The organism is Cupriavidus sp. 01L46 (genome assembly GCF_056399905.1).
In genome coordinates, this window is sequence record NZ_JBFTSF010000058.1 from 1 (window position 1) to 20439 (window position 20439).

The 20439-nt window shown below is 65.5% G+C and carries 20 protein-coding genes; 5 read left to right on the plus strand and 15 right to left on the minus strand.

The features are described from left to right. Window positions 1-266: 266 nt before the first annotated feature. The 6 genes from AC1DS3_RS12720 to AC1DS3_RS12745 form a co-directional block, all read right to left on the minus strand. Window positions 267-1997 carry an ABC transporter substrate-binding protein gene (locus AC1DS3_RS12720; RefSeq protein ID WP_477127297.1) on the minus strand — a complete coding sequence of 577 codons (1731 nt, stop codon included), beginning with the start codon at window positions 1995-1997 and terminating at the stop codon, window positions 267-269. 147 nt (window positions 1998-2144) lie between these two features. Beyond that, entirely contained in the window at window positions 2145-2453 is a 309-nt protein-coding gene (locus tag AC1DS3_RS12725; RefSeq protein ID WP_441640397.1) for a DUF2160 domain-containing protein, read from the minus strand. Window positions 2454-2465: 12 nt separating this feature from the next. Beyond that, window positions 2466-3299 (minus strand): carbohydrate ABC transporter permease, encoded by an 834-nt coding sequence (locus AC1DS3_RS12730; protein ID WP_441640396.1) that lies wholly within the window; start codon window positions 3297-3299, stop codon window positions 2466-2468. Continuing rightward, the gene (locus AC1DS3_RS12735; protein ID WP_477127286.1) at window positions 3292-4185 is read right to left on the minus strand and encodes a carbohydrate ABC transporter permease; all 894 of its coding nucleotides are present in this window, start codon (window positions 4183-4185) and stop codon (window positions 3292-3294) included. The genes AC1DS3_RS12730 and AC1DS3_RS12735 overlap by 8 nt, the downstream gene beginning before the upstream one ends. Beyond that, window positions 4182-5288, minus strand: coding sequence for an ABC transporter ATP-binding protein (locus tag AC1DS3_RS12740; protein ID WP_477127287.1), 1107 nt, complete (start codon window positions 5286-5288; stop codon window positions 4182-4184). Before AC1DS3_RS12740 ends, AC1DS3_RS12735 begins: the two co-directional genes overlap by 4 nt. 1 nt (window position 5289) lies before the next feature. Continuing rightward, window positions 5290-6390 carry an ABC transporter ATP-binding protein gene (locus tag AC1DS3_RS12745; RefSeq protein WP_477127288.1) on the minus strand — a complete coding sequence of 367 codons (1101 nt, stop codon included), beginning with the start codon at window positions 6388-6390 and terminating at the stop codon, window positions 5290-5292. 156 nt (window positions 6391-6546) lie between these two features. Between AC1DS3_RS12745 and AC1DS3_RS12750 the strand changes: the two genes are divergently transcribed. Then, on the plus strand, window positions 6547-7314 hold the full coding sequence (locus tag AC1DS3_RS12750; RefSeq protein WP_441640393.1) for a DeoR/GlpR family DNA-binding transcription regulator: 768 nt from the start codon (window positions 6547-6549) through the stop codon (window positions 7312-7314). Window positions 7315-7429: 115 nt separating this feature from the next. Here AC1DS3_RS12750 and purU read toward each other — a convergent pair whose 3' ends face one another. Both purU and AC1DS3_RS12760 read right to left on the minus strand, forming a co-directional pair. Next, on the minus strand, window positions 7430-8296 hold the full coding sequence (gene purU / locus AC1DS3_RS12755; protein WP_043347737.1) for a formyltetrahydrofolate deformylase: 867 nt from the start codon (window positions 8294-8296) through the stop codon (window positions 7430-7432). A 29-nt stretch (window positions 8297-8325) separates the two neighbouring features. Beyond that, a complete protein-coding gene (locus AC1DS3_RS12760; protein WP_477127289.1) occupies window positions 8326-9192 on the minus strand; it encodes an NUDIX hydrolase in 867 nt (288 codons plus the stop codon). A 102-nt stretch (window positions 9193-9294) separates the two neighbouring features. Here AC1DS3_RS12760 and glpK point away from each other — a divergent pair, with 102 nt between their 5' ends. From glpK to AC1DS3_RS12775, 3 genes are all read left to right on the plus strand, one after another. After that, a complete protein-coding gene (gene glpK / locus AC1DS3_RS12765) occupies window positions 9295-10857 on the plus strand; it encodes a glycerol kinase GlpK (protein ID WP_477127290.1) in 1563 nt (520 codons plus the stop codon). Window positions 10858-10951: 94 nt separating this feature from the next. Further along, window positions 10952-12556: a glycerol-3-phosphate dehydrogenase/oxidase gene (locus tag AC1DS3_RS12770; protein WP_477127291.1), complete on the plus strand. Its 1605-nt coding sequence runs from the start codon at window positions 10952-10954 to the stop codon at window positions 12554-12556. Between the two features lie 194 nt (window positions 12557-12750). Beyond that, complete coding sequence (locus tag AC1DS3_RS12775) at window positions 12751-13137, plus strand: hypothetical protein (RefSeq protein WP_441640389.1); 387 nt, start codon at window positions 12751-12753, stop codon at window positions 13135-13137. A gap of 296 nt (window positions 13138-13433) precedes the next feature. Here the strand turns inward: AC1DS3_RS12775 and AC1DS3_RS12780 are convergent, their stop codons facing one another. After that, the gene (locus AC1DS3_RS12780; RefSeq protein WP_043347749.1) at window positions 13434-13718 is read right to left on the minus strand and encodes a hypothetical protein; all 285 of its coding nucleotides are present in this window, start codon (window positions 13716-13718) and stop codon (window positions 13434-13436) included. A 127-nt stretch (window positions 13719-13845) separates the two neighbouring features. Continuing rightward, a complete protein-coding gene (locus AC1DS3_RS12785) occupies window positions 13846-14073 on the minus strand; it encodes a hypothetical protein (RefSeq protein WP_441640388.1) in 228 nt (75 codons plus the stop codon). A 218-nt stretch (window positions 14074-14291) separates the two neighbouring features. Here AC1DS3_RS12785 and AC1DS3_RS12790 point away from each other — a divergent pair, with 218 nt between their 5' ends. Continuing rightward, window positions 14292-15563 (plus strand): serine hydrolase domain-containing protein, encoded by a 1272-nt coding sequence (locus AC1DS3_RS12790; protein ID WP_477127292.1) that lies wholly within the window; start codon window positions 14292-14294, stop codon window positions 15561-15563. 91 nt (window positions 15564-15654) lie between these two features. Here the strand turns inward: AC1DS3_RS12790 and AC1DS3_RS12795 are convergent, their stop codons facing one another. The 5 genes from AC1DS3_RS12795 to AC1DS3_RS12815 all read right to left on the minus strand — a co-directional run bounded on the left by AC1DS3_RS12795 (window position 15655) and on the right by AC1DS3_RS12815 (window position 20267). Continuing rightward, window positions 15655-15939 carry a hypothetical protein gene (locus tag AC1DS3_RS12795; protein WP_043347757.1) on the minus strand — a complete coding sequence of 95 codons (285 nt, stop codon included), beginning with the start codon at window positions 15937-15939 and terminating at the stop codon, window positions 15655-15657. Between the two features lie 429 nt (window positions 15940-16368). Then, entirely contained in the window at window positions 16369-16572 is a 204-nt protein-coding gene (locus AC1DS3_RS12800) for a hypothetical protein (RefSeq protein ID WP_043347764.1), read from the minus strand. An 82-nt stretch (window positions 16573-16654) separates the two neighbouring features. After that, the gene (locus AC1DS3_RS12805; RefSeq protein ID WP_477127293.1) at window positions 16655-17896 is read right to left on the minus strand and encodes a CaiB/BaiF CoA transferase family protein; all 1242 of its coding nucleotides are present in this window, start codon (window positions 17894-17896) and stop codon (window positions 16655-16657) included. A gap of 170 nt (window positions 17897-18066) precedes the next feature. Next, window positions 18067-19044 (minus strand): Bug family tripartite tricarboxylate transporter substrate binding protein, encoded by a 978-nt coding sequence (locus tag AC1DS3_RS12810; RefSeq protein WP_441640385.1) that lies wholly within the window; start codon window positions 19042-19044, stop codon window positions 18067-18069. A gap of 65 nt (window positions 19045-19109) precedes the next feature. Continuing rightward, window positions 19110-20267, minus strand: coding sequence for an acyl-CoA dehydrogenase family protein (locus AC1DS3_RS12815; RefSeq protein ID WP_477127294.1), 1158 nt, complete (start codon window positions 20265-20267; stop codon window positions 19110-19112). Window positions 20268-20439: the final 172 nt, after the last annotated feature.

Genomic DNA, 20439 nt, shown 5'->3' on the forward strand with positions numbered 1-20439 from the left:
CTTCTGTCCGTTATCTACTAGTAGATAGATAAACTGACCAAAAAAAACGGGGATTCCCCGGGTGATGCGCTGGATCCTCTTTCCTGCTTCAGCTTTTCTTGCTGGGGCGGAGCAGCGGCTTCCATGTCGTGAATATTATCTACTGGTAGATAGATAGTCAAGGGGTTTTTCAAGAGCCCGCGCTATGTCGATAGCGCATCACAAACCGCAGAAGAAAAAAAACGGTGGCACAAGGCCACCGTCCGCTATGCCATCGAGGATGGCGCTTACCGCACCTTCCCTTCCTTCCATGCCTGCAACAACTTGTCATAGGCGATGGTCTCGCCCTTCGGCTTCTCGTTGGCCAGCTTTTTCCATGGCGCGTGGTCGTCGGACAGCCACTTGGCGGGATCGCTCTTGGGATTGAGCTTGGGCGCGCAGTTCGTCATGCCGGCGCGTTGCAGCCGCCCCATCACCTGGTCCATTTCGTCGGCCAGGTTGTCCATCGCAGATTGCGGCGTCTTCTCGCCGGTCACAGCTGTCGCCACGTTCTTCCACCACAGCTGGGCCAGCTTGGGGTAGTCGGGCACGTTGGTGCCGGTGGGCGTCCACGCCACCCGCGCAGGGCTGCGATAGAACTCGATCAGGCCGCCGTACTGGGCCGCGTTCTTGGTAAGGTATTCGTGATGGATGTCGCTGTCGCGGATAAAGGTCAGGCCGGTGAGCGACTTCTTCAGCGATACCGTCTTGGACGTCACGAACTGCGCGTACAGCCAGGCCGCCGCGAGGCGGTTGGGATCGGTGTTCTTGAAGAAGGTCCACGACCCCACGTCCTGGTAGCCGTTCTGCATGCCCTGCTTCCAGTACGGGCCATAAGGCGACGGCGCCATGCGCCATTTCGGCGTGCCGTCCGCATTGACCACCGGCAGCCCCTTCTTGGTCATGTCGGCGGTGAACGCCGTGTACCAGAAGATCTGCTGCGCCACCTGCCCTTGCGCCGGCACCGGGCCGGCCTCGGAGAAGGTCATGCCCATGGCTTGCGGCGGCGCGTACTTCTTCATCCAGTCGATGTACTTGGTGAGCGCATAGACCGCGGCCGGGCTGTTGGTGGCGCCGCCGCGCGAGACCRATGCACCTTCCGGTGTGCATTTGTCAGCGCCAACACGGATGCCCCATTCGTCCACCGGCATGCCGTTCGGCAAGCCCTTGTCTGCCGACCCGGCCATCGACAGCCAGGCGTCGGTAAAGCGCCAGCCGAGCGACGGATCCTTCTTGCCGTAGTCCATGTGGCCGTAGACCTTCTTGCCGTCGAGTTCCTTGACGTCGTTGGAGAAGAAGCTGGCGATGTCCTCGTAGGCCGACCAGTTGGTGGGCACGCCCAGGTCATAGCCGTACTTCGCTTTGAACTTGTCCTGCAAGTCCTTGCGCGCGAACCAGTCGGCGCGGAACCAGTACAGGTTGGCGAACTGCTGGTCGGGCAGCTGGTAGAGCTTGCCATCCGGCGCGGTGGTGAACTTGGTGCCGATGAAATCCTTTACGTCCAGCCCGGGATTGGTCCACTCCTTGCCGGCGCCAGCCATGTAGTCGGTCAGCGGCAGGATGGCGCCATAGCGATAGTGCGTGCCGATCAGGTCAGAGTCGGAAATCCAGCCGTCATAGATCGACTTGCCGGACTGCATCGAGGTCTGCAGCTTCTCCACCACATCGCCTTCCTGGATGATGTCGTGCTTGACCTGGATGCCGGTGATTTCCTCGAAGGCCTTGGCCAGCGTCTTGGATTCGTACTCGTGGGTCGTGATGGTCTCCGAGACCACGCTGATCTGCGTCACGCCCTTCGCCTTGAGCTTGGCGGCAGCGTCCATGAACCACTTCATTTCAGCGAGCTGCTTGTCCTTGGCGAGCGACGACGGCTGGAACTCGCTGTCGATCCACTTCTTGGCCTCGGCCTCGCCAGCCCAAGCGGCGTGGCCGCAAGCGAGCGCCGCTGCGCAGGCCAGCGCCGTCATGCCCAATTTCACGTGCACCTTCATTGACGTCTCCTCGAGAATCCCCCTCCCTGCTCTTTGTCTGGGTCGCGGTCCGGGGAAGGTGCAGGCCGCTATGCCCATTGACGAAAAATCCGTCGCTTTATTCTTGTCGGCTCGGGTGCGCGATCCGCATTCGGCTCAGCCCTTGCGCATCACCAGGCCCAGCGCAAGCATCGACAGCACCAGGCTGATCCAGATCGAAGGTTCTTCCGCCAGCGAAAACCACGCCATCATCTTCTCGCCCAGGCCCACCCACGCCAGGTTGATCCAGGCCGCGCACATCAGGCCGATGAACAGGCGGTCGCCGCGGGTGGTGGCGATGGGCAGGAAGCCCTTGCGCTCCATGGTGGGAGCGCGCGTCTCCCACATCGTCATGCCAACCAGCATCACCGCGATGCTGACGAAGAACACGGCCACCGGTGTGGTCCATACCATCCAGTTGAACATGGCACCCTCTCCTTACACGCGGCCCATCGCGAAGCCTTTCGCGATGTAGTGCCGCACAAACCAGATCACGATGCCGCCTGGCACGATGGTGAGCACACCGGCCGCGGCCAGCACGCCCCAGTCCATGCCGGAGGCCGACACCGTGCGCGTCATGGTGGCAACGATCGGCTTGGCGTTGACCGAGGTCAGCGTGCGCGCCAGCAACAGCTCCACCCAGCTGAACATGAAGCAGAAGAAAGCGGCCACGCCCACGCCGGCCTTGATCAGCGGCAGGAAGATGGTGATAAAGAAGCGCGGGAAGGAATAGCCATCCACATAGGCCGTCTCGTCGATTTCGCGCGGCACGCCCGACATGAAGCCCTCCAGGATCCACACCGCCAGCGGCACGTTGAACACCAGGTGCGCGAGCGCCACGCCCAGGTGCGTGTCCATCAGGCCGATGGTGGTGTAGAGCTGGAAGAACGGCAGCAGGAACACCGCCGGCGGCGTCATGCGGTTGGTCAGCAGCCAGAAAAAGACGTGCTTGTCGCCGATGAACCGGTAGCGCGAGAAGGCATAGGCCGCGGGCAGCGCCACGGTGATCGCGATCACCGTGTTCATCGCCACGTAGATCATCGAGTTGATGTAGCCCGAGTACCAGGACGGATCGGTGAAGATGGTCTTGTAGTGCTCCAGCGTGAAATCGTTGGGCCACAGCGACAGCGTGGAAACGATCTCCTCGTTGGACTTGAACGACATGTTCAGCATCCAGTAGATCGGCAGGACGGCAAAGACCAGGTACACCACCAGGAAGACTGCGCGCCAGTAAGTGGCGCTTTGCTTGGCTTCACGTTTGGCTTCACGCATTGGGCATGTCCTCGCTGCCGGCGGTGCCCGCGCGCTGCATCCAGTTGTAGAGGATGAAACACATGAGCAGGATGATCAGGAAGTAGACGATCGAGAATGCCGCGGCCGGGCCCAGGTCGAACTGGCCCACGGCTTTCTGCGTGAGGTATTGCGACAGGAACGTGGTCGCATTGCCAGGCCCGCCGCCGGTCAGCACGAAGGGCTCGGTGTAGATCATGAAGCTGTCCATGAAGCGCAGCAGCACCGCGATCATCAGCACGCCGCGCAGCTTGGGCAGCTGGATGTAGCGGAACACCGCCAGGCGCGAAGCGCCGTCGATCTGCGCGGCCTGGTAGTACGCGTCGGGAATCGCGCGCAAGCCGGCGTAGCACAGCAGCGCCACCAGCGGCGTCCAGTGCCACACGTCCATCACCAGCACCGTGAACCACGCGTCCACCGCACTGCCGGTGTAGTTATAGGCAAAGCCCATGCCGGCAAGCGCCGCACCCAGCAAGCCGATGTCGGTGCGCCCGAAGATCTGCCAGATCGTGCCCACAACGTTCCATGGAATCAGCAGCGACAGCGYGATCACCACCAGCAYCGCCGACGCCTTGACGCCCTTGGCCGGCATCGACAGCGCCAGCAGGATGCCCAGCGGGATCTCCACCGCCAGCACGGCCAGCGAAAAGCCGAGCTGGCGCAGCAGCGCATCGTGCAGCTCGCCGTCGCGCAGTACGGTGCGGAACCATTCGGTACCGACGAACACGCGCCGCTCGGGCGAGATGATGTCCTGCACGGAGTAATTGACGATGGTCATCAGCGGCAGGATGGCGGAGAACGCCACGCACAGGACCACCGGGATGACCAGCAGCCAGGCCTTCTGGTTGACGGGCTTCAGCGTGCTCATGCCACCAGCTCCTCGTTGACGTAGTAACAGGTATGACGATTGAACACGGACAGCCACACGGTCTCGCCCGCCCGCAGCGCCGCGCCCTCGTGGCCAAGCCGGCCGCGCACGGTCGCAGCGTGGCCGCCGGCATCCTGCACGGTGGCGGTGACCAGCCAGTAGGTGCCAATGTCCTGCGCGCGCTCCACGCGCGCGGGCACGGCCTGCGGATCGGTGCTCGCGGCCAGGCGCAGGTACTCGGGGCGCACGCCGACCTTGAAGCTGCCGGCARCCTGCAAAGCCGTGGCGACGGTGGGCGCGAACTCCGGCATATAGCGCCGCCCGGCGATTTCGATAGCGCCATCGCGCCATGCCCCTGCCAGGAAGTTCATGCCCGGCGAGCCGATGAAGTTGCCAACGAAGGTATGTGCAGGGCGCTCGAACAGCGCATCGGCCGGCCCCACCTGCACCGCCCTGCCGCGCGACATCACCACCACTTGGTCGGCGAAGGTAAGCGCCTCGGTCTGGTCATGCGTGACGTAGATCAACGTCAGCCGGAACTCGTGGTGAATCTCCTTGAGCTTGCGGCGCAGCTGCCATTTCAGGTGCGGATCGATCACGGTCAGCGGCTCGTCGAACAGGATGGCCGACACGTCCTGGCGCACCAGGCCGCGCCCGAGCGAGATCTTCTGCTTGGCGTCGGCCGCCAGGCCGCTGGCGCGCCGGTCCAGCGATGCGGACAGGTCCAGCATCTCGGCCACGCGGCCCACGCGCTCCTTCACCTGGGCCGCGGGCACGCCGCGGTTGCGCAGCGGGAAGGCCAGGTTTTCGCCCACCGTCATGGTGTCGTAGATCACCGGAAACTGGAACACCTGGGCGATGTTGCGCGCCTGCGGCGTGGCTGCGGTCACGTCGCGGCCGTCGAAGGAGACGGTGCCGTGCGATGGCCGCTGCAAGCCGGAAATGCAATTGAGCAAGGTGGTCTTGCCGCAGCCGGAGGGCCCAAGCAAGGCGTAGGCGCCGCCGTCATTGAACGTGAACTTCAGCGGCAGCAGCGCGTAGTCCTCATCCGCTTGCGGATCGGGACGGTATGAATGAGACAGGTCGAGGTCGATGCGTGTCATCTCAGGCTCCCAGCTCGGCCGTGGCGGGGGCAACTTTCAACTGCCGGCTGGGCGCATGGATGCGCATGCCATCGGCGTCGAACAGGTAGAGCTGCGCGGGATCCAGATGCAGCGTGAGCGGCGCGCCCAGTTCCAGGTCGACCACCCCCGGAAACTGCGCCACCAGGTTGCCAACCGGGGAATCCATGTGCACGAAGGTGTCAGACCCGGACAGCTCGGCCAGCGCCACCCGGCCGGCCACCGGCACCGAGCCGGGCACGGCGTCCAGGCGCAGCGCACCGGCCCGCACCCCGACCGTTACCGTACCGCCTTGTTTCACTGCCCCGGGCAAGGGGACCACGACGCCGCCCGGCAGCGTGAYCGCGCCGGCCAGCAGGTTGCCGGCCATCAGGTTCATGGGGGGATCGCTGAAAGCACGCGCCACGCGCAGCGAGGCGGGATAGTGAAAGACCTCTGGCGTGGGGCCGTACTGCAACAGCTCGCCGGCATCCAGCACCGCGGTATAGCCGCCCAGCAACAGCGCCTCGGCCGGCTCCGTGGTGGCATAGATCACGGTGGCATTGCCATGCGCGAAGAGCTGGGTCAGTTCCTCGCGCAGCTCTTCGCGCAACTTGTAGTCCAGGTTGACGAGGGGCTCGTCGAGCAGCATCAGCGGCGCGCCTTTGGCCAGCGCGCGCGCCAGCGCCACGCGCTGCTGCTGCCCGCCCGAGAGCTCGGCGGGAAAGCGCTCGAGCAAGTGCTCGATATGCAGGCGGGTGGCCAGCGCCCTCACCTGTCCATCGATATCCTTGGAACGCCGCAGCTTGAGCGGCGAAGCAATATTGTCGAAGACAGTCATCGACGGGTAGTTGATGAACTGCTGGTAGACCATCGAGACGTTGCGCTCGCGCACCGGCATGCCGGTCACGTCGATGCCGTCCACCTCGACACGGCCGGCACTGGGCCGGTCCAGCCCCGCCATGACCCGCATCAGCGAGGTCTTGCCGGCCTGGGTGGCACCTAGCAGGATGGTCACCGCGCCCGGCACGGGCGTCAGCGACATGGGATATAGATACGCCTGCGAACCTGCTTGCTGGGCGATGCCTTCCAATCTGAGCTGCATCGAGTCTCCGATTCCGAATGCCACATACATCACATATACCGCAATGATGCAAACGCACAAATCCTTGCTTCCCGCTCGTTTTAGAGCAAAAACGAAAATAAAACAATCATGCACTGCATCATTTGTTTTCGTTTGTGTTTGAACTAGAATGCCGGCATGACGCTAAATCCACGCCAGACCGCCCTGCTGGAAGAGGTTCGCAGCCAGGGCTTCGCTTCCATCGACGAACTTGCCCGCAAGTTCGGGGTGACCCTGCAGACCGTGCGCCGGGACGTCAACCTGCTGGCTGAAGGCGGCATGCTGGCGCGCTTTCACGGCGGCGTGCGGGTAGAGGGCTCCACGGTGGAGAACATTGCCTATCGGCAGCGCCAGGTGCTCAATGCCGAGGGCAAGGCCCGCATTGCGCGCGCGGTGGCCAGCGCCGTGCCCGAGGGCTGTTCGCTGATCCTGAATATCGGCACCACGGTCGAGGAGATCGCGCGCGAGCTCATGCATCACCGCGGCCTGCGCGTGATCACCAACAACCTGAACGTGGCGAGCATCCTGGCCGACAACCCCGATTGCGAAGTGATCGTCGCCGGCGGCGTGCTGCGCTCGCGCGACCGCGGCATCGTGGGCGAGGCCACAGTGGAGTTCATCAGCCAGTTCAAGGTGGATATCGGCTTGATCGGCATCTCGGGCATCGAGGCCGACGGCACGCTGCGCGATTACGATTTTCGCGAAGTGAAGGTAGCGCGGACCATCATCGAGCATTCGCGCGAGGTTTGGCTGGCGGCGGATGCCAGCAAGTTCAACCGGCAGGCCATGGTGGAACTGGCGCACGTCTCGGAGATCGACCGGCTCTTCACCGACGAGCCGTTAATGCCGCCATTCGAGAGCATGCTGGAAGAAAGCGGAGTGCGCTGTGTGGTCGCGCAGGCCTGAGAGCGGCCAGCCACGGCGCCGGCTCCCCTGCGGGCGAGGCGGTGCCGGCGCGGCTGGCGCCGGGCACCTGGTGAAGGACTTGCTTAGGGGCTTGCCTGGGGACTTGCCTGAGGCCTTACTTGAAGACGACGGTCTTGTGGCCGTTGAGCAGGATGCGGTGCTCAGCATGCCATTTGACGGCACGCGCCAGCGCCACGCATTCCACGTCACGCCCCACCGCGGTAAGCTGCTCGGGATCCATGCTGTGGTCCACGCGCTCGATTTCCTGCTCGATGATCGGGCCTTCGTCCAGCGCCGCGGTCACGTAGTGGGCGGTCGCGCCGATCAGCTTCACGCCACGGTCGTGCGCCTGATAGTAAGGCTTGGCGCCCTTGAAGCTGGGCAGGAACGAGTGATGGATATTGATGGCGCGGCCGGCCAGCTTGCGGCACAGGTCATCAGACAGCACCTGCATGTAGCGCGCCAGCACCACCAGGTCGATGTTCTGCTCGCGCACGATCTCGAACACCTTGTTCTCTTGCGCGGCCTTCTGCTCGGCCGAGGCGTTCATCATCGGCAGGTGGAAGAACGGAATATCGTACGACGCGGCAAGCTGGTAGAAATCACGGTGGTTCGACACGATGGCGGCGATCTCCACCGGCAGGCCGCTGGCCTTGGCGCGGAACAGCAGATCGTTCAGGCAATGGCCGATCTTCGACACCATGATCATCACGCGCGGCTTGACGCTGGCATCGAACAGGTCCCACTGCATGGCGAACTGATCGCCGATCGGCGCGAACGCGGTCTTCAGCGTGGCCAGGTCCGGGCCGCCGGCGGCCGGCGTGAAATGCACCCGCATGAAGAAGCGGCCAGTGAATTCATCGCCGTACTGGTCGGAATCGACGATGTTGCAACCGTGCTGGAACAGCAGGCCCGAGACGGCATGGACGATGCCCGGCTGGTCCGGGCAGGAAATGGTGAGAATGAATCCGGTATTGCTCATCGTGTGTGGTTTTGTCTAGTGCGCGCCGATCAAGGGCGGKGGATGCCGGGGGCGCTCCAGCCGCGGCGATTGAGCGCATCCAGCGTCACCAGGGTCGCGTCGACCGTCATGGCGCCATCCGCCATGATAGCAAGCAATGCCTCCGGCTCGATACGGCGGTGCTCGGCCACCTCCCCGTCGCGGTTATGCGGCACGAAATCCGGCGGCAGCAACAGGTCGTACACGTACACGGCCTCCCACTGCACGCCCTCGGGGATTTCACGCAGCACTTCGATCACGCCGTGCGCCTCGGCGCGCTGCGCCAGCACGGGCGCAATGCCCGACTCCTCGTCGCACTCGCGCACCAGCGTGGCAAGCGGATCACTGCCGTGCGGCATGCCGCCTGCCACCAGGTTGTCCCACATGCCGGGGTCGACCGCCTTGGCGGCGCTGCGCCGTGAAATCCACAGCGCACGCTCGCCGGCAATGACGCCATTCATGTGCGAGGCAAAGGTCAGCAGCCCCAGAAAGCGCGCGGCTGCACGCTCGATCACCGCGAAGGCCGGCGCCGCGAGTTCCGGCGTGACGGCGAACAGCTCGTCGCGCCAGCCGCGCACATGGCCCGCATCCGCCAGCCAGTGCGCCAGTACCTTCAGCGCCGCGCTGCGCGTGCAGGCATCGCCGCAATCCGGCAGCAACGCCACGCTGCCATCCAGCGGCTCGCCCAGCACGGCCGGCACCGTATCCTGCGCGCGCAGGATAAGCGCATGCGCGCGCGGCAGCCAGCCCACCTGGCGCCCTGCCACGGTCAGCCGCAAATGCGCGCCGGCATCGAAACGGCTGCGCGCCGCCAGCGAGGTGGCAACGCGGGACACGACGGGGTTCTGGCTAGCGCAATTGGGCAAGGTATCGGACATGAAGGATCCCGGCGGCCGGCAAGGCACGCCTGCAATGGTCAGTGCAATGGTTAATGTAGCGGTTAATGTAGTGGTAGAAGCAGTCAATCCAGGACAAGACGCATGAAGCAAACCCAGCCTTCGGGCCTGCCGCAATTCGTGCTGGCGCTCGACCAGGGCACCAGCAGCTCGCGCGCGATCCTGTTCGATCACGCCGGCAACGTGGCGCGGGTCGCGCAGCGCGAATTCCGCCAATATTACCCGCACCCCGGCCACGTCGAGCACGATCCCTACGAGATCTGGCAGTCGCAGCTGGCGGTGGCGCACGAGGTGCTGAACGACGCCGGCGTCGCGGCCAGCCAGGTGAGCGCCATCGGCATCASCAACCAGCGCGAGACCACCGTGCTGTGGGACCGCCAGACCGGCGAGCCCATCGGCCGCGCGCTGGTCTGGCAGGATCGCCGCACCGCGCCGATGTGCGAGGCACTGCAGGCCGACGGCCACGGCGAGCTGTTCCGCGACAAGACCGGCCTGATCATCGACGCCTACTTCTCCGGCACCAAGCTGCGCTGGATGCTCGACAACACCGAGGGCGCGCGCGAGCGCGCGGCGCGTGGCGAGCTGGCGTTCGGCACAGTCGACAGCTGGCTGATCTGGCAACTGACGGACGGCAAGCGCCATGTCACCGATGTCTCCAACGCGTCGCGCACGATGCTGTTCAACATCCATACCTTCCAGTGGGATGATGACCTGCTCGACCTGCTGGACATCCCGCGCAGCCTGTTGCCCGAAGTGGTGCCCTCCAGCGGCGAGGTGGCGCGCACAGCGTTGCGGCTGTTTGGCGCGGAGATCCCCATTGCCGGCATCGCCGGCGACCAGCAGGCCGCCACCTACGGCCAGGCCTGCCTGTCCCCGGGCATGGCCAAGAATACCTACGGCACGGGCTGCTTCCTGCTGATGAACACGGGATCGCAGCCGGTCACTTCGCAAAATCGCCTGCTCACCACCATCGGCTGGCAGCTGGGCGGCACCACGCCGCCCGCCAGCCGCACTCAGTATTGCCTGGAAGGCGGCGTGTTCATGGGCGGCGCCACCATCCAGTGGCTGCGCGATGGGCTGCAGATCATCAACAGCGCGCCCGAGGTGGAGCCGCTGGCGCGCCAGTGCGACGACACCGCAGGCGTGGTGCTGGTGCCAGCCTTTGCCGGCCTGGGCGCGCCGCACTGGGATCCGTTCGCGCGCGGCACGCTGGTCGGCCTGACCCGCGGCACCGGACGCGCGCACATTGCCCGCGCCGCGCTGGAGTCGATCGCGCTGCAGAGCGTGGACGTGCTGGACGCCATGCAGAAGGATGCCGGCATCTCGCTGGCTGAGCTGCGTGTCGACGGCGGCGCGTCGCGCAGCGACCTGCTGATGCAGATGCAGGCCGACCTGCTTGGCACGGCAGTGGTTCGCCCGCGCGTGACCGAGACCACCGCGCTTGGCGCCGCCTACCTGGCGGGACTGGCCACCGGCTACTGGAGCGGCGAGGACGAGATCGCCAGCCAGTGGCAGGTGGAGCATCGCTTCGAGCCCAACCTTAGCGCCGACGCGCGCGCGTACCGGCTCTGGCGGTGGCATCGCGCGGTAGAGCGCGCACGCGACTGGGCGCGGGAAGATGGCGCGCCACCGCACTCGGCAAATTGAGCGCGGGCTGAGCGCAGGGCACGAGCCACACAAGACAAGTACAAAAGTACGTACGAGCCACACCGCGACACGCATTCGCACCAAACAAGGAATCATGCAGACATTGCCCCCCCCCATCCTGCCGCCCGACCGCGCCACCTTGCTCGCCACCCTCGAGCGCGAGCCGAAGTGGGATGTCATCGTCATCGGCGGCGGCGCCACCGGCCTGGGCACGGCGGTGGACGCCGCCTCGCGCGGCTACCGCACGCTGCTGGTGGAAGCCGCCGACTTCGCCAAGGGCACCTCCAGCAAGGCTACCAAGCTGGTCCACGGCGGCGTGCGCTACCTCGCACAGGGCAATATCAGCCTGGTGCGCGAGGCGCTGCATGAGCGTGGCCTGCTGGCCCGCAACGCGCCGCACCTGGTGTGGCCGCTCGGCTTCGTGGTGCCGGCCTACCAGTTGTTCGACCAGCCCTTCTACGGCATCGGCCTGAAGCTATATGACATGCTGGCGGGCGGCCTCAACCTGTCCGGCAGCCGCTGGCTCAACCACCGCGAAACCCTGGCGGCGGCGCCGACCCTGGCCGAGCACGTGGGCGGGCGGCCCCTGCGCGGCGGCAACCTGTATTTCGACGGGCAGTTCGACGACGCCCGCCTGGCCATCGCGCTGATGCGCACGCTGTTCGACGTTGGCGGCACGGCCATCAACTACCTGCGTGTGAGCGGGCTGTCGCAGCGCAACGGGGTGATCGACGGCGTCACCGTGAAGGACGTGCTGGGCGACGCCAGCTTCGACCTGAAAGCGTCCTGCGTGATCAACGCCACCGGCGTGTGGGTCGATGCCGTGCGCCAGATGGAAGACGGCCGCGCGCGCAGMATGGTGGCCCCCAGCCAGGGCGTGCACCTGACCTTGCCGCGCAGCTTCCTGCCCGGCGACCGTGCCATCCTGATCCCCAAGACCGATGACGGCCGTGTGCTCTTCGTCGTGCCCTGGAACGGCCACACCATCATCGGCACCACCGATACGCCGCGCAAGGACCTGCCGCTGGAGCCCCGCGCGGGCACCGACGATGTCGATTTCATCCTGGAGACCGCCACGCGCTACCTATCGCGCGCGCCAACCCGTGCCGACGTGACCAGCGTCTGGGCCGGCCTGCGCCCGCTGGTCAAGGCCACCGGCGAAGCCTCCACCGCCTCGCTGTCGCGCGAGCACACCATCCTGGTGTCCAAGGCCGGCCTGATCACCGTCACCGGCGGCAAGTGGACCACCTACCGCAAGATGGCCGAGGACGTGGTGGGCACGGCCATCCAGCGCCAGATGCTGCCGGCCGCGCCCTGCGTAACAGCGGATCTGCCGCTGCACGGCGCGCAAGGCTTGCCCGCGAACCTGCCCGCGCCTGGCAGCGGCTCGCCGGACCGTTACTACGGCAACGAGGTCGGCATGCTGCACACGCTGCCCGGCAACGACGAAATGCTGGTGCCCGGCGCCGGGCTGACCGCCGCTCATGTGCGCTTTGCCGCGCGTTTCGAACTGGCTCGGCGGGTCGAGGACGTGCTGGCGCGGCGCAATCGCGCGCTGTTCCTGGAGGCTGGCGCCGCCAGCGCGGCAGCGCCACGGGTGGCCGCAATCCTGGCCGAGGAGCATGGCCACGACGCCGCGTGGCAGGCCGCCGAGGTGGAGAGCTTCCGGGCACTGGCCAGCGGCTATATGCTGTCCTGAGGGACGACACAGCCGAGCCTGTCTCATCTCAGCGTCCAGCCACCAGGCTAGCTAGCAAGGAAACCACAGCGCGCCGCCGGCCTACACCAACTGCCACGCGGTCAAGTAGGCCTCAAGCAGGTCATCGCCAGAACATTTTGGTGCTTGTGCCCTGGCCGAGCGATAATGCGGGTTATCGAATCAGGGAGAACACCATGGACGAGATTGATGATCTGTCCGATCTGCCGATGCCCCGCTTTATCTGGGGCTTCGCGATCTTTACGCCCAAGGGCGGCGAGGTCATGCATGACGAATTTGAATATCTGACCCACACCCGCGCGCCCCGCTTCACCTGCCGGGTGGTGGAGCTGGAAGACATGCCGGTCGACAGCGAGGAAAGCGGCATCGACGGGCGCATCGTGCATTACGAGGAGCCCGGCCGCCTGTTCTACATCTCCGACGCCGGCATCGCGCTGGTGAACTTTGAGCTGTTCGACAAAGTGCCGGAAAAGCAGAAGCTCAAGAAAATCTGCGATGAAGCCATCGAAAACTGGATGCTTCGCCGCGACTTCCTCGACTCGGAAGAAGGCGAAGAGGACTGAGCGCCCTTTGCACCACCCCGAGGCGATGACGGCCAGCACAGGCCGTGGTCCCTGGAGCGGTCCCCGCGGCCGCTCCGTTCCTTCCGCCCAGGCGTGCCTCGCCGGGCACTAAGCCCTTGCCCTCGCCGACACGGGAACGGCATCCGGGTGACAAGCCCTCAAAAACAAAACGCCCGCTGAAACCCAGCGGGCGTTTTGCTTGCTTCTGTTTGCTACGGTCCTGCATGCCACTGCGTTCGCGTGGACAAAAAAGCACAAATCAGTGCTTCATGGCCACCCGGCCCAGCGCGCTGCAATCAGGCTGCGGCGTCTTCCTGCGGCAGGCCGCGTTCCAGCGCTTCCTTCAGCAGGCCGCTCATGCCACCGGCATGTGCCGGTGCCAGTGCCTGCAGGCGCTTCACCAGCTCGGCATCCAGCTTGCACGCAAACGGCACCAGGCCTTGTTCCTGGTCGAGCCGGCGCTGCTCGCGGCGATCGACCTTGGCCGGGCCGGTATCACGGCCGGCACGGACTGCGGCGGACAGCTTCAGGCTGTTTGCGAGCTTCAACGCTTTGTTCTTTTCGAGGTCGGTCTTTTTCACGGCTTGTTCCGCTAGAGTCTGTCTGGGGCGGTATTGTACGCAGGTCGGCGGGAGAGCCCGCCTTTCCGACGTGCACATGACGCGATGCATGCCTGGCCGGCACTGCATGGCGTCACCGCGCCAGTCCCTACCGCGCCTCCCTCACCTCGATCAAATCCGCCGCCACCCGCTCGATCTCCGCATAGACGGGAAACGCCTCGTCGGGGCCGGTGCATCCTACACCGGTCGCGCTGGCTTCGTCCGCGCCCAGCGGATGAAAGACAAAGGCCATGCCTGGCTTCCACCTCGGGTCGTTCTTGAGGCTTTCATTGAGGATGGCCAGGTACTGGCTGCGAGTGAACACGTGTTTTGCCATCTTCACCTCCGATGATTTGTCGGGATCGTAATTTGTCGGGATCGTAGCATGGCGCGCGGCCCGATTCGGGTGAGCCTCGATTCACGCGCGCCACGCTGCATGCCATGATCGCGTTGCTTTTGCCGCAATCGAGCCCTTCCCGATGCCACATCGGTGCCACACCGATGCTGCATCGATAAGACATTGCCAAGACAACGATAAGACAAAGGATGAGACAAATGATACGTAGCACTTTGCCGGCGCTGGCGGTCGCACTGCTGGCCGCCTGCGCGGCCCCGGCCAACACGCAAAATACCGCGCCGCTCACGACCGGCTTCTCCGCCACGCAACTGGACAGCATGAGCGCACGCGTGCGTGCCGATGTCGCGCAAGGGCGCATTCCCGGCGCCGTGTACCTGGTGGCCCGCAACGGCAGCATCGTCAACACGCAGACCATTGGCTGGCAGGATGCGGCGGGTAAGGTGCCGATGCGCCCGGACTCGATATTCCGCATCTACTCGATGAGCAAGCCGATCGTCTCGGTGGCGGTCATGATGATGGTGGAGGACGGCCGCATCCAGCTGGCCGACCCGGTGTCGAAGTACCTGCCCGAGCTCAAGGACCTGCGCGTTGGCGTGGAGAAGACCGACGCCGCCGGCAAGCCCGTGCTGGAACTGGTGCCCGCCCAGCGCGAAATGACCGTGCAGGACCTGCTGCGCCACACTTCTGGCCTGACCTACGGCGTGTTCGGCAAGTCGCTTGTCAAGGAGGAATACAAGCGGCTTGACGTGGATGCCACCGAGCAAAGCAATACCGAGTTCATCGCGCGTCTCGCCAAGGTGCCGCTGCAGTTCCAGCCCGGCACCACTTGGGAATACAGCCGCTCCACCGATGTCCTGGGCGCCCTGCTCGAGCGCGTGTCGGGCCAGACCCTGGCCACGCATCTGCAGCAGCGGATCTTTACGCCACTGCAGATGAAGGACACCGGTTTCTGGGTTCCTCCGGCACAACAAGGCCGCATTGCGGAGCCCTTTGCCGTCGATCCCGACAGCAAGGTGCCGGTCGGGCTGATCGACGTACGCCGCGCCCCGAAGCTTGAATCGGGTGGCGGCGGCCTGGTGTCGACCGCGGCCGACTACTTCCGCTTTGCCCAGATGCTGCTCAATGGCGGCGAGATCGACGGGGTGCGCCTGCTATCGCCCAAGACGGTCGCCTACATGACGGCCGACCACCTTGGCATCATGGGCGCTCGTTCCCTGGCGCGCGGCGCGGCCTACCTGCCGGGACCGGGCTATGGCTTTGGCCTGGGCTTCGGCACACGTACGGGCACCGGCGAATCGGCCACGCCGGGATCGGTYGGGGACTACTACTGGGGCGGGGTCGGGGGCACCTACTTCTGGGTCGACCCGAAGGAGAAGACCGTGGCGATCTGGATGATGCAGGCGCCGGGGCAGCGCGAGTATTACCGCGCGTGGTTCCGGAACACGGTGTACAGCGCCATGACACCGTGATGCCATAACCCCGTGACAAAGCGCTGCGGTGGCCGCCCGCCGCCACCGCGGCCGCCGCGCCTGACCGCACCCCATGGCGCCCTACAGTACCCTACAGCGCAGCAACCGACTCGCCCGGCACCAGGCCGTTGATGATGTCCTCACCGAACTTCACGGCGCCGCGGCGGGCGGTGCCGATATTGTCCCAGGGCGCGGCGCTAAGGCGAAACACGCGCGAGCGCTCGGTTCCCGGCTCATGCCCCTCGCGGCAGATCACCACCGACGCGTTGAAGCTGCGATCCGGCCGGCGCTCGGGCCAGGTACGTTCCGCCTGGTGACGATAGATCAGCGGGTAGAGATCGAAGCCTTTGTAGCGGGTGAAAGGTCCAGTGTCCAACTTGCGCTCCCCTGTCGATGATGGATGGGTGGATGCGGCCAGCGCCGCGCCTCCACGGATTCGCCCCGCCCTGTTGCCAGGCGGTGGCGGGAATGCTTTCAGGTAAATTCAGGCCGCGTCAGTCTGCCGGCTGTATCGACCAACCCGGCCCCTTGCCGTTCTTGTCGCTCTCATGGCGCCAGCGGCAGCCRCAATCGGCACAGGTGTAAGTGGCAAAAGTGATCGCGGGCTGGCCACGCGGCTTGATGCGCTGCGTATCCGTCAGAAGCAGCCGGGGATGCCCCGTGCCACCCGTCGAGCCGGGCCGTATCTGCGCACAGGCCTCGCACATGCTCATCATCGCTCCCGCGCCTTGCGCTTGCGGTCAGCAAGCGGGCCGCTGTGCGCCGGCAGTGTCAACGCTGCGCTTTCCCATGGCGCGCGTAGCGGCTACTTGTCCGCCGCCATCGCCTTGAGCTGCGCGTCGCCAGCCACGCGCGCCGCGTCCGAGGTGGTGAAGGTATCGTCCGAAACAATGGTGCGCTTGACCATCTGCGCAGCGAAATCGACCAGCGTGATCACCCACACATAGCGCCCGGCCTGCGGCGCTGTCTGGACAATTGCCTGAAGATGCGGCGTGGAATCCTTAGCCATGATGCTCCTCCGGAGAATCGGATCAGGCCACTGTAGCACGAGTTGCGCACGCGGCTACCGCAACGCCGGTGCACCGCGCTTGTCAGACCACCTGTCGTTCGCGCAGCGTTTCCAGATCGGCCGGCGTCAGGCCAAGCTCGGCGTAGAAGGCCGCGCTGTGCTCGCCCACCGCGGGGCCGCTGCGGGGCGCCGGTGGCGCATGGCCGGAAAACCTCGGCACCATGCAGGGCGCGGGAATCGAGCCGAGATCGGGATCGGGCAAGCGGACGACCGCGCCGCGCGCCTGGAAATGCGGATCCTCCAGGATATCGACAATGGTGAAGATCTTGCTGAACGGGATCTCATGCGCGCCCAGCGCCCGCGCCACGGCTTCGTAGTCATGCGMGGCAAACCAGGTCTTGACGATGGCGTCGAGCGCATCGAGATGGCACACGCGCGCCGGGTTGCTGGCATAGCGCGGATCGTCGGCCATGGCAGGTTCGCCGATGGCATGGCAGAGCCGGCGGAAGATCGGGTCTGATGACGCCACGAGCGAAACCCACTGTCCGTCCGCGGTAGCGTACATATTCGATGGCGCGGTGTAAGTAGCGCGATTGCCCGCGCGCTGGCGCACCTGCCCCAGTTGCTCGTACTCCACGGCCAACGGCTCCAGCAAGCGGAACAGTGCCTCGGTGGCCGACAGGTCGATCTCGCGGGCGCGCGCCTCGTTGCCATGCGTGTGCGCGCGCCGGCTGTCGGCCACGGCAGCCGCGATCGAGAACGCACCGAACAGGCCGGCCACCATGTCGCCCATCGGATAGTTCATGTGCATGGGTGAGCCCGACGGATCGCCCGCTAGGTTGGTGAATCCGCTCATCGCCTCAAACACGCGCGCGAAGCCGGCTCGCCCCGCATACGGCCCGGTCTGGCCAAAGCCGGTCAGGCGCAGGATCGTCAGTCGCGGATTGGCCGCGCGCAAGGTCTCGGCGTCGAGGCCCCAGCGGTCCAGCGTGCCGGTGCGGAAATTCTCTACCAGCACATCGAACCGCGGCAGCATCTTGAGGAACAGCGCGCGTCCTTCCGGCTTGCGCACATCCAGCGTGATGCCGCGCTTGCCGCGATTGGTGACCTTCCAGTACAGCGGCAGCTTGCCCTTCACCGGCGCAAGCCCGCGCAGCGGATCGGTGCCATCGGGCAACTCGAGCTTGACGACGTCCGCGCCCATGTCCGCGCACAGCGTGCTGGCAAATGGCGCGGCGACTACCGTGGCCATGTCGAGGATGCGCACGCCGGCGAGCGGGCCGTTCTGCTGCGCGGCGTGCGCGTCTTGATCTATGTGGTTCATGCGGGTGCCCAGGCGATGTGCTGGTGTGATGGAAATTGGCTCAGGGCAGCGTGCTTAGAGGCTGTTTCAAAATGAAGCGAAGCGGTTCTGGCGAGGCGCGCGGCCGCAGACAGTACAAGTGGATCGGCCAAGGCCGCGCAACGACGCCAGCATCTTTTTGAAATGGCCTCTTAGTCGAGCGTGGTGCCGGTCGACTTCACCAGCGCGGCCCACCACGCCGTATCGCTGCGGATCAGTGCGGCGAACTGCTCGGGCGTGTTGCCTACCGGCTCCGCACCGAGGTCCACCAGGCGCTTGCGAATCTGCGGCTTGGCCAGGATCTTCACGGTCGCATCATGCAGCTTGGCAATGATCGGGCGCGGCGTGCCAGCCGGCGCCATCAGCCCCTTCCACGCGGTCACCACATAGCCCCGGAGCCCGGCCTCCTCGACCGTCGGCACATCTGGCAAGGCGCTGGCGCGCTTGTCGCTGGCCACCGCCAGGGCACGCAGGCGGCCCGATTGCACAAACGGCAGCAATGCCGGCATGTTGTCGATCATCAGCGTGATATGCCCCGCGATCAGGTCGGCCACCGCCGGGCCGCTGCCTTTGTATGGCACGTGCTGCAGCTTGATGCCGGCGGACTGGTTCAGCAACTCGCCGGCGAGTTGCGCCGTGGTGCCGTTGCCCGGCGAGCCAAAGCTGAGCTGCCCGGGCTTGCTCTTGGCATAGGCGATGAACTCCTTGAGGTTGTGCGCCGGCACCGACGGGTTGACCGCCATCAGGTTGTGCTCGCGCGCCAGCATCGTGACCGGTACGAGGTCTCGCAGGGGCTCATAGGACATGCGCGCGTAAAGGCTGGGGTTGATCACCGTGGGACCGGCCGCGGCCAGCAGCAGCGTGTAGCCATCGGGCGCAGCCTTGGCCACCGCATCGCCGCCGATATTGCCGCCAGCGCCTGCCTTGTTCTCAACCACCACGGTCTGGCCGAGTTCTTCCTTCAATTGCTCGGCCAGCAAGCGCGCCAGCGTGTCGGTGGACCCACCCGGCGGGAACGGCACGACCAGGCGGATCACTTTGGCGGGATAGCTTGCCTCGGCCAGCGCCGGTTGCGCAAGCCCAAGCAGGGTTAGCAGGACGGAGCCCGCTGCAAGCAAGGTTTTCAACATGGTGTCTCCTTGAGGCAATGACGCCGCCTGGCAAGCTGGCCGGCGGCTGTTCTGCATATTCGTGATCAGCTCGCCGCGGCCTGCGCCAGCGTGCGCTTGGCGATATTGAGCTGGTGGATCTGGCTGGTGCCTTCGTACAGGCGGAACAAGCGTACGTCGCGATAGAAGCGCTCGATGCCGAAGTCCGCGATATAGCCGTAGCCGCCAAACATCTGCACGCAGCGATCCGCCACGCGCCCGCACATCTCGGAGGCAAAGTACTTGCACATCGAGGCTTGCATGGTCACGTCTTCGCCGCGATCGCGCTGGCGCGCCGTTTCCATGATCAGCGCGCGCGCAGCAAAAATCTCCGTCTGGCAATCGGCGATCATCGCCTGTACCAGCTGGAACTCTGCCAGCGGCTGGCCGAACTGCTGGCGCCCGGTGACGAAGCGGATCGCTTCGTCCAGCATGCGAATGGCCGGCCCGGTGCACAGCGCCGCCAGGTGGATGCGCTGCTTGTTGAGCACCTTCATCGCCGTGCGAAATCCCTGCCCTTCCTCGCCCCCGATCAGGTTGGCGCCGGGTACGCGGCAGTCGTTGAAATGCACCTCAGAGACCGGCGAACCCTCTTGCCCCATCTTGCGATACGGCTGCCCCGTGGTCAGGCCCGGCGTGCCGCGCTCCACGATAAACGCAGAGATGCCGGCGGCCCCGCCGCGCGCGGGATCGGTACGCGCCATCACGGTGAACAAGCCTGCAATGGGCGCATTGGTGATGAAGCACTTGGTGCCGTTGAGCACATAGTGGTCGCCGTCGCGCCGCGCGGAAGTCGTCAGCGCCGTGGCATCCGAGCCGGCCTCCGGCTCGGTCAGCGCGAACGCGCCGGTCAGCTCGCCACTGGCGAGCAAAGGCAGGTAGCGGCGCTTCTGCTCCGGCGTGCCATCCGCCACCAGCGCTTCCGAGCCAATACCGGTATTGGTGCCCACCCGCGCGCGGAAGGCCACCGAGCACTGGGACAACTCCAGCGCCGCCAGCACGAGTTCCTCGGTTGTCATGCCGGCGCCGCCGTACGCCTCGGGAATCGAAAAGCCGAACAGGCCCAGTTCGGCCATTTCCTTTACCAACGCATCGGGTATGGCATCGAGCGCGGCCACCTCGGCCTCGCGCGGCACCAGCCGCTCGCGCACGAAACGCCGCAATTCGGCCAGGAAGGCTTGAAAGGCGTCCGGTTCCCTGATCATCGGTCTTGCTCCATCCGGTAAGTGCGGCCGGGATCGGCTGCGTGGAAACCAGCGTAGCAACCCGTGCCCGAAAGGCGGATCGATGTTTCGCTATCTTGAACGCGAGGTGTGCCCGGAATGCCCGGCAATGGCTATGATGGATGCGTACCCAGCCCTGCGACGCAGCCCATGC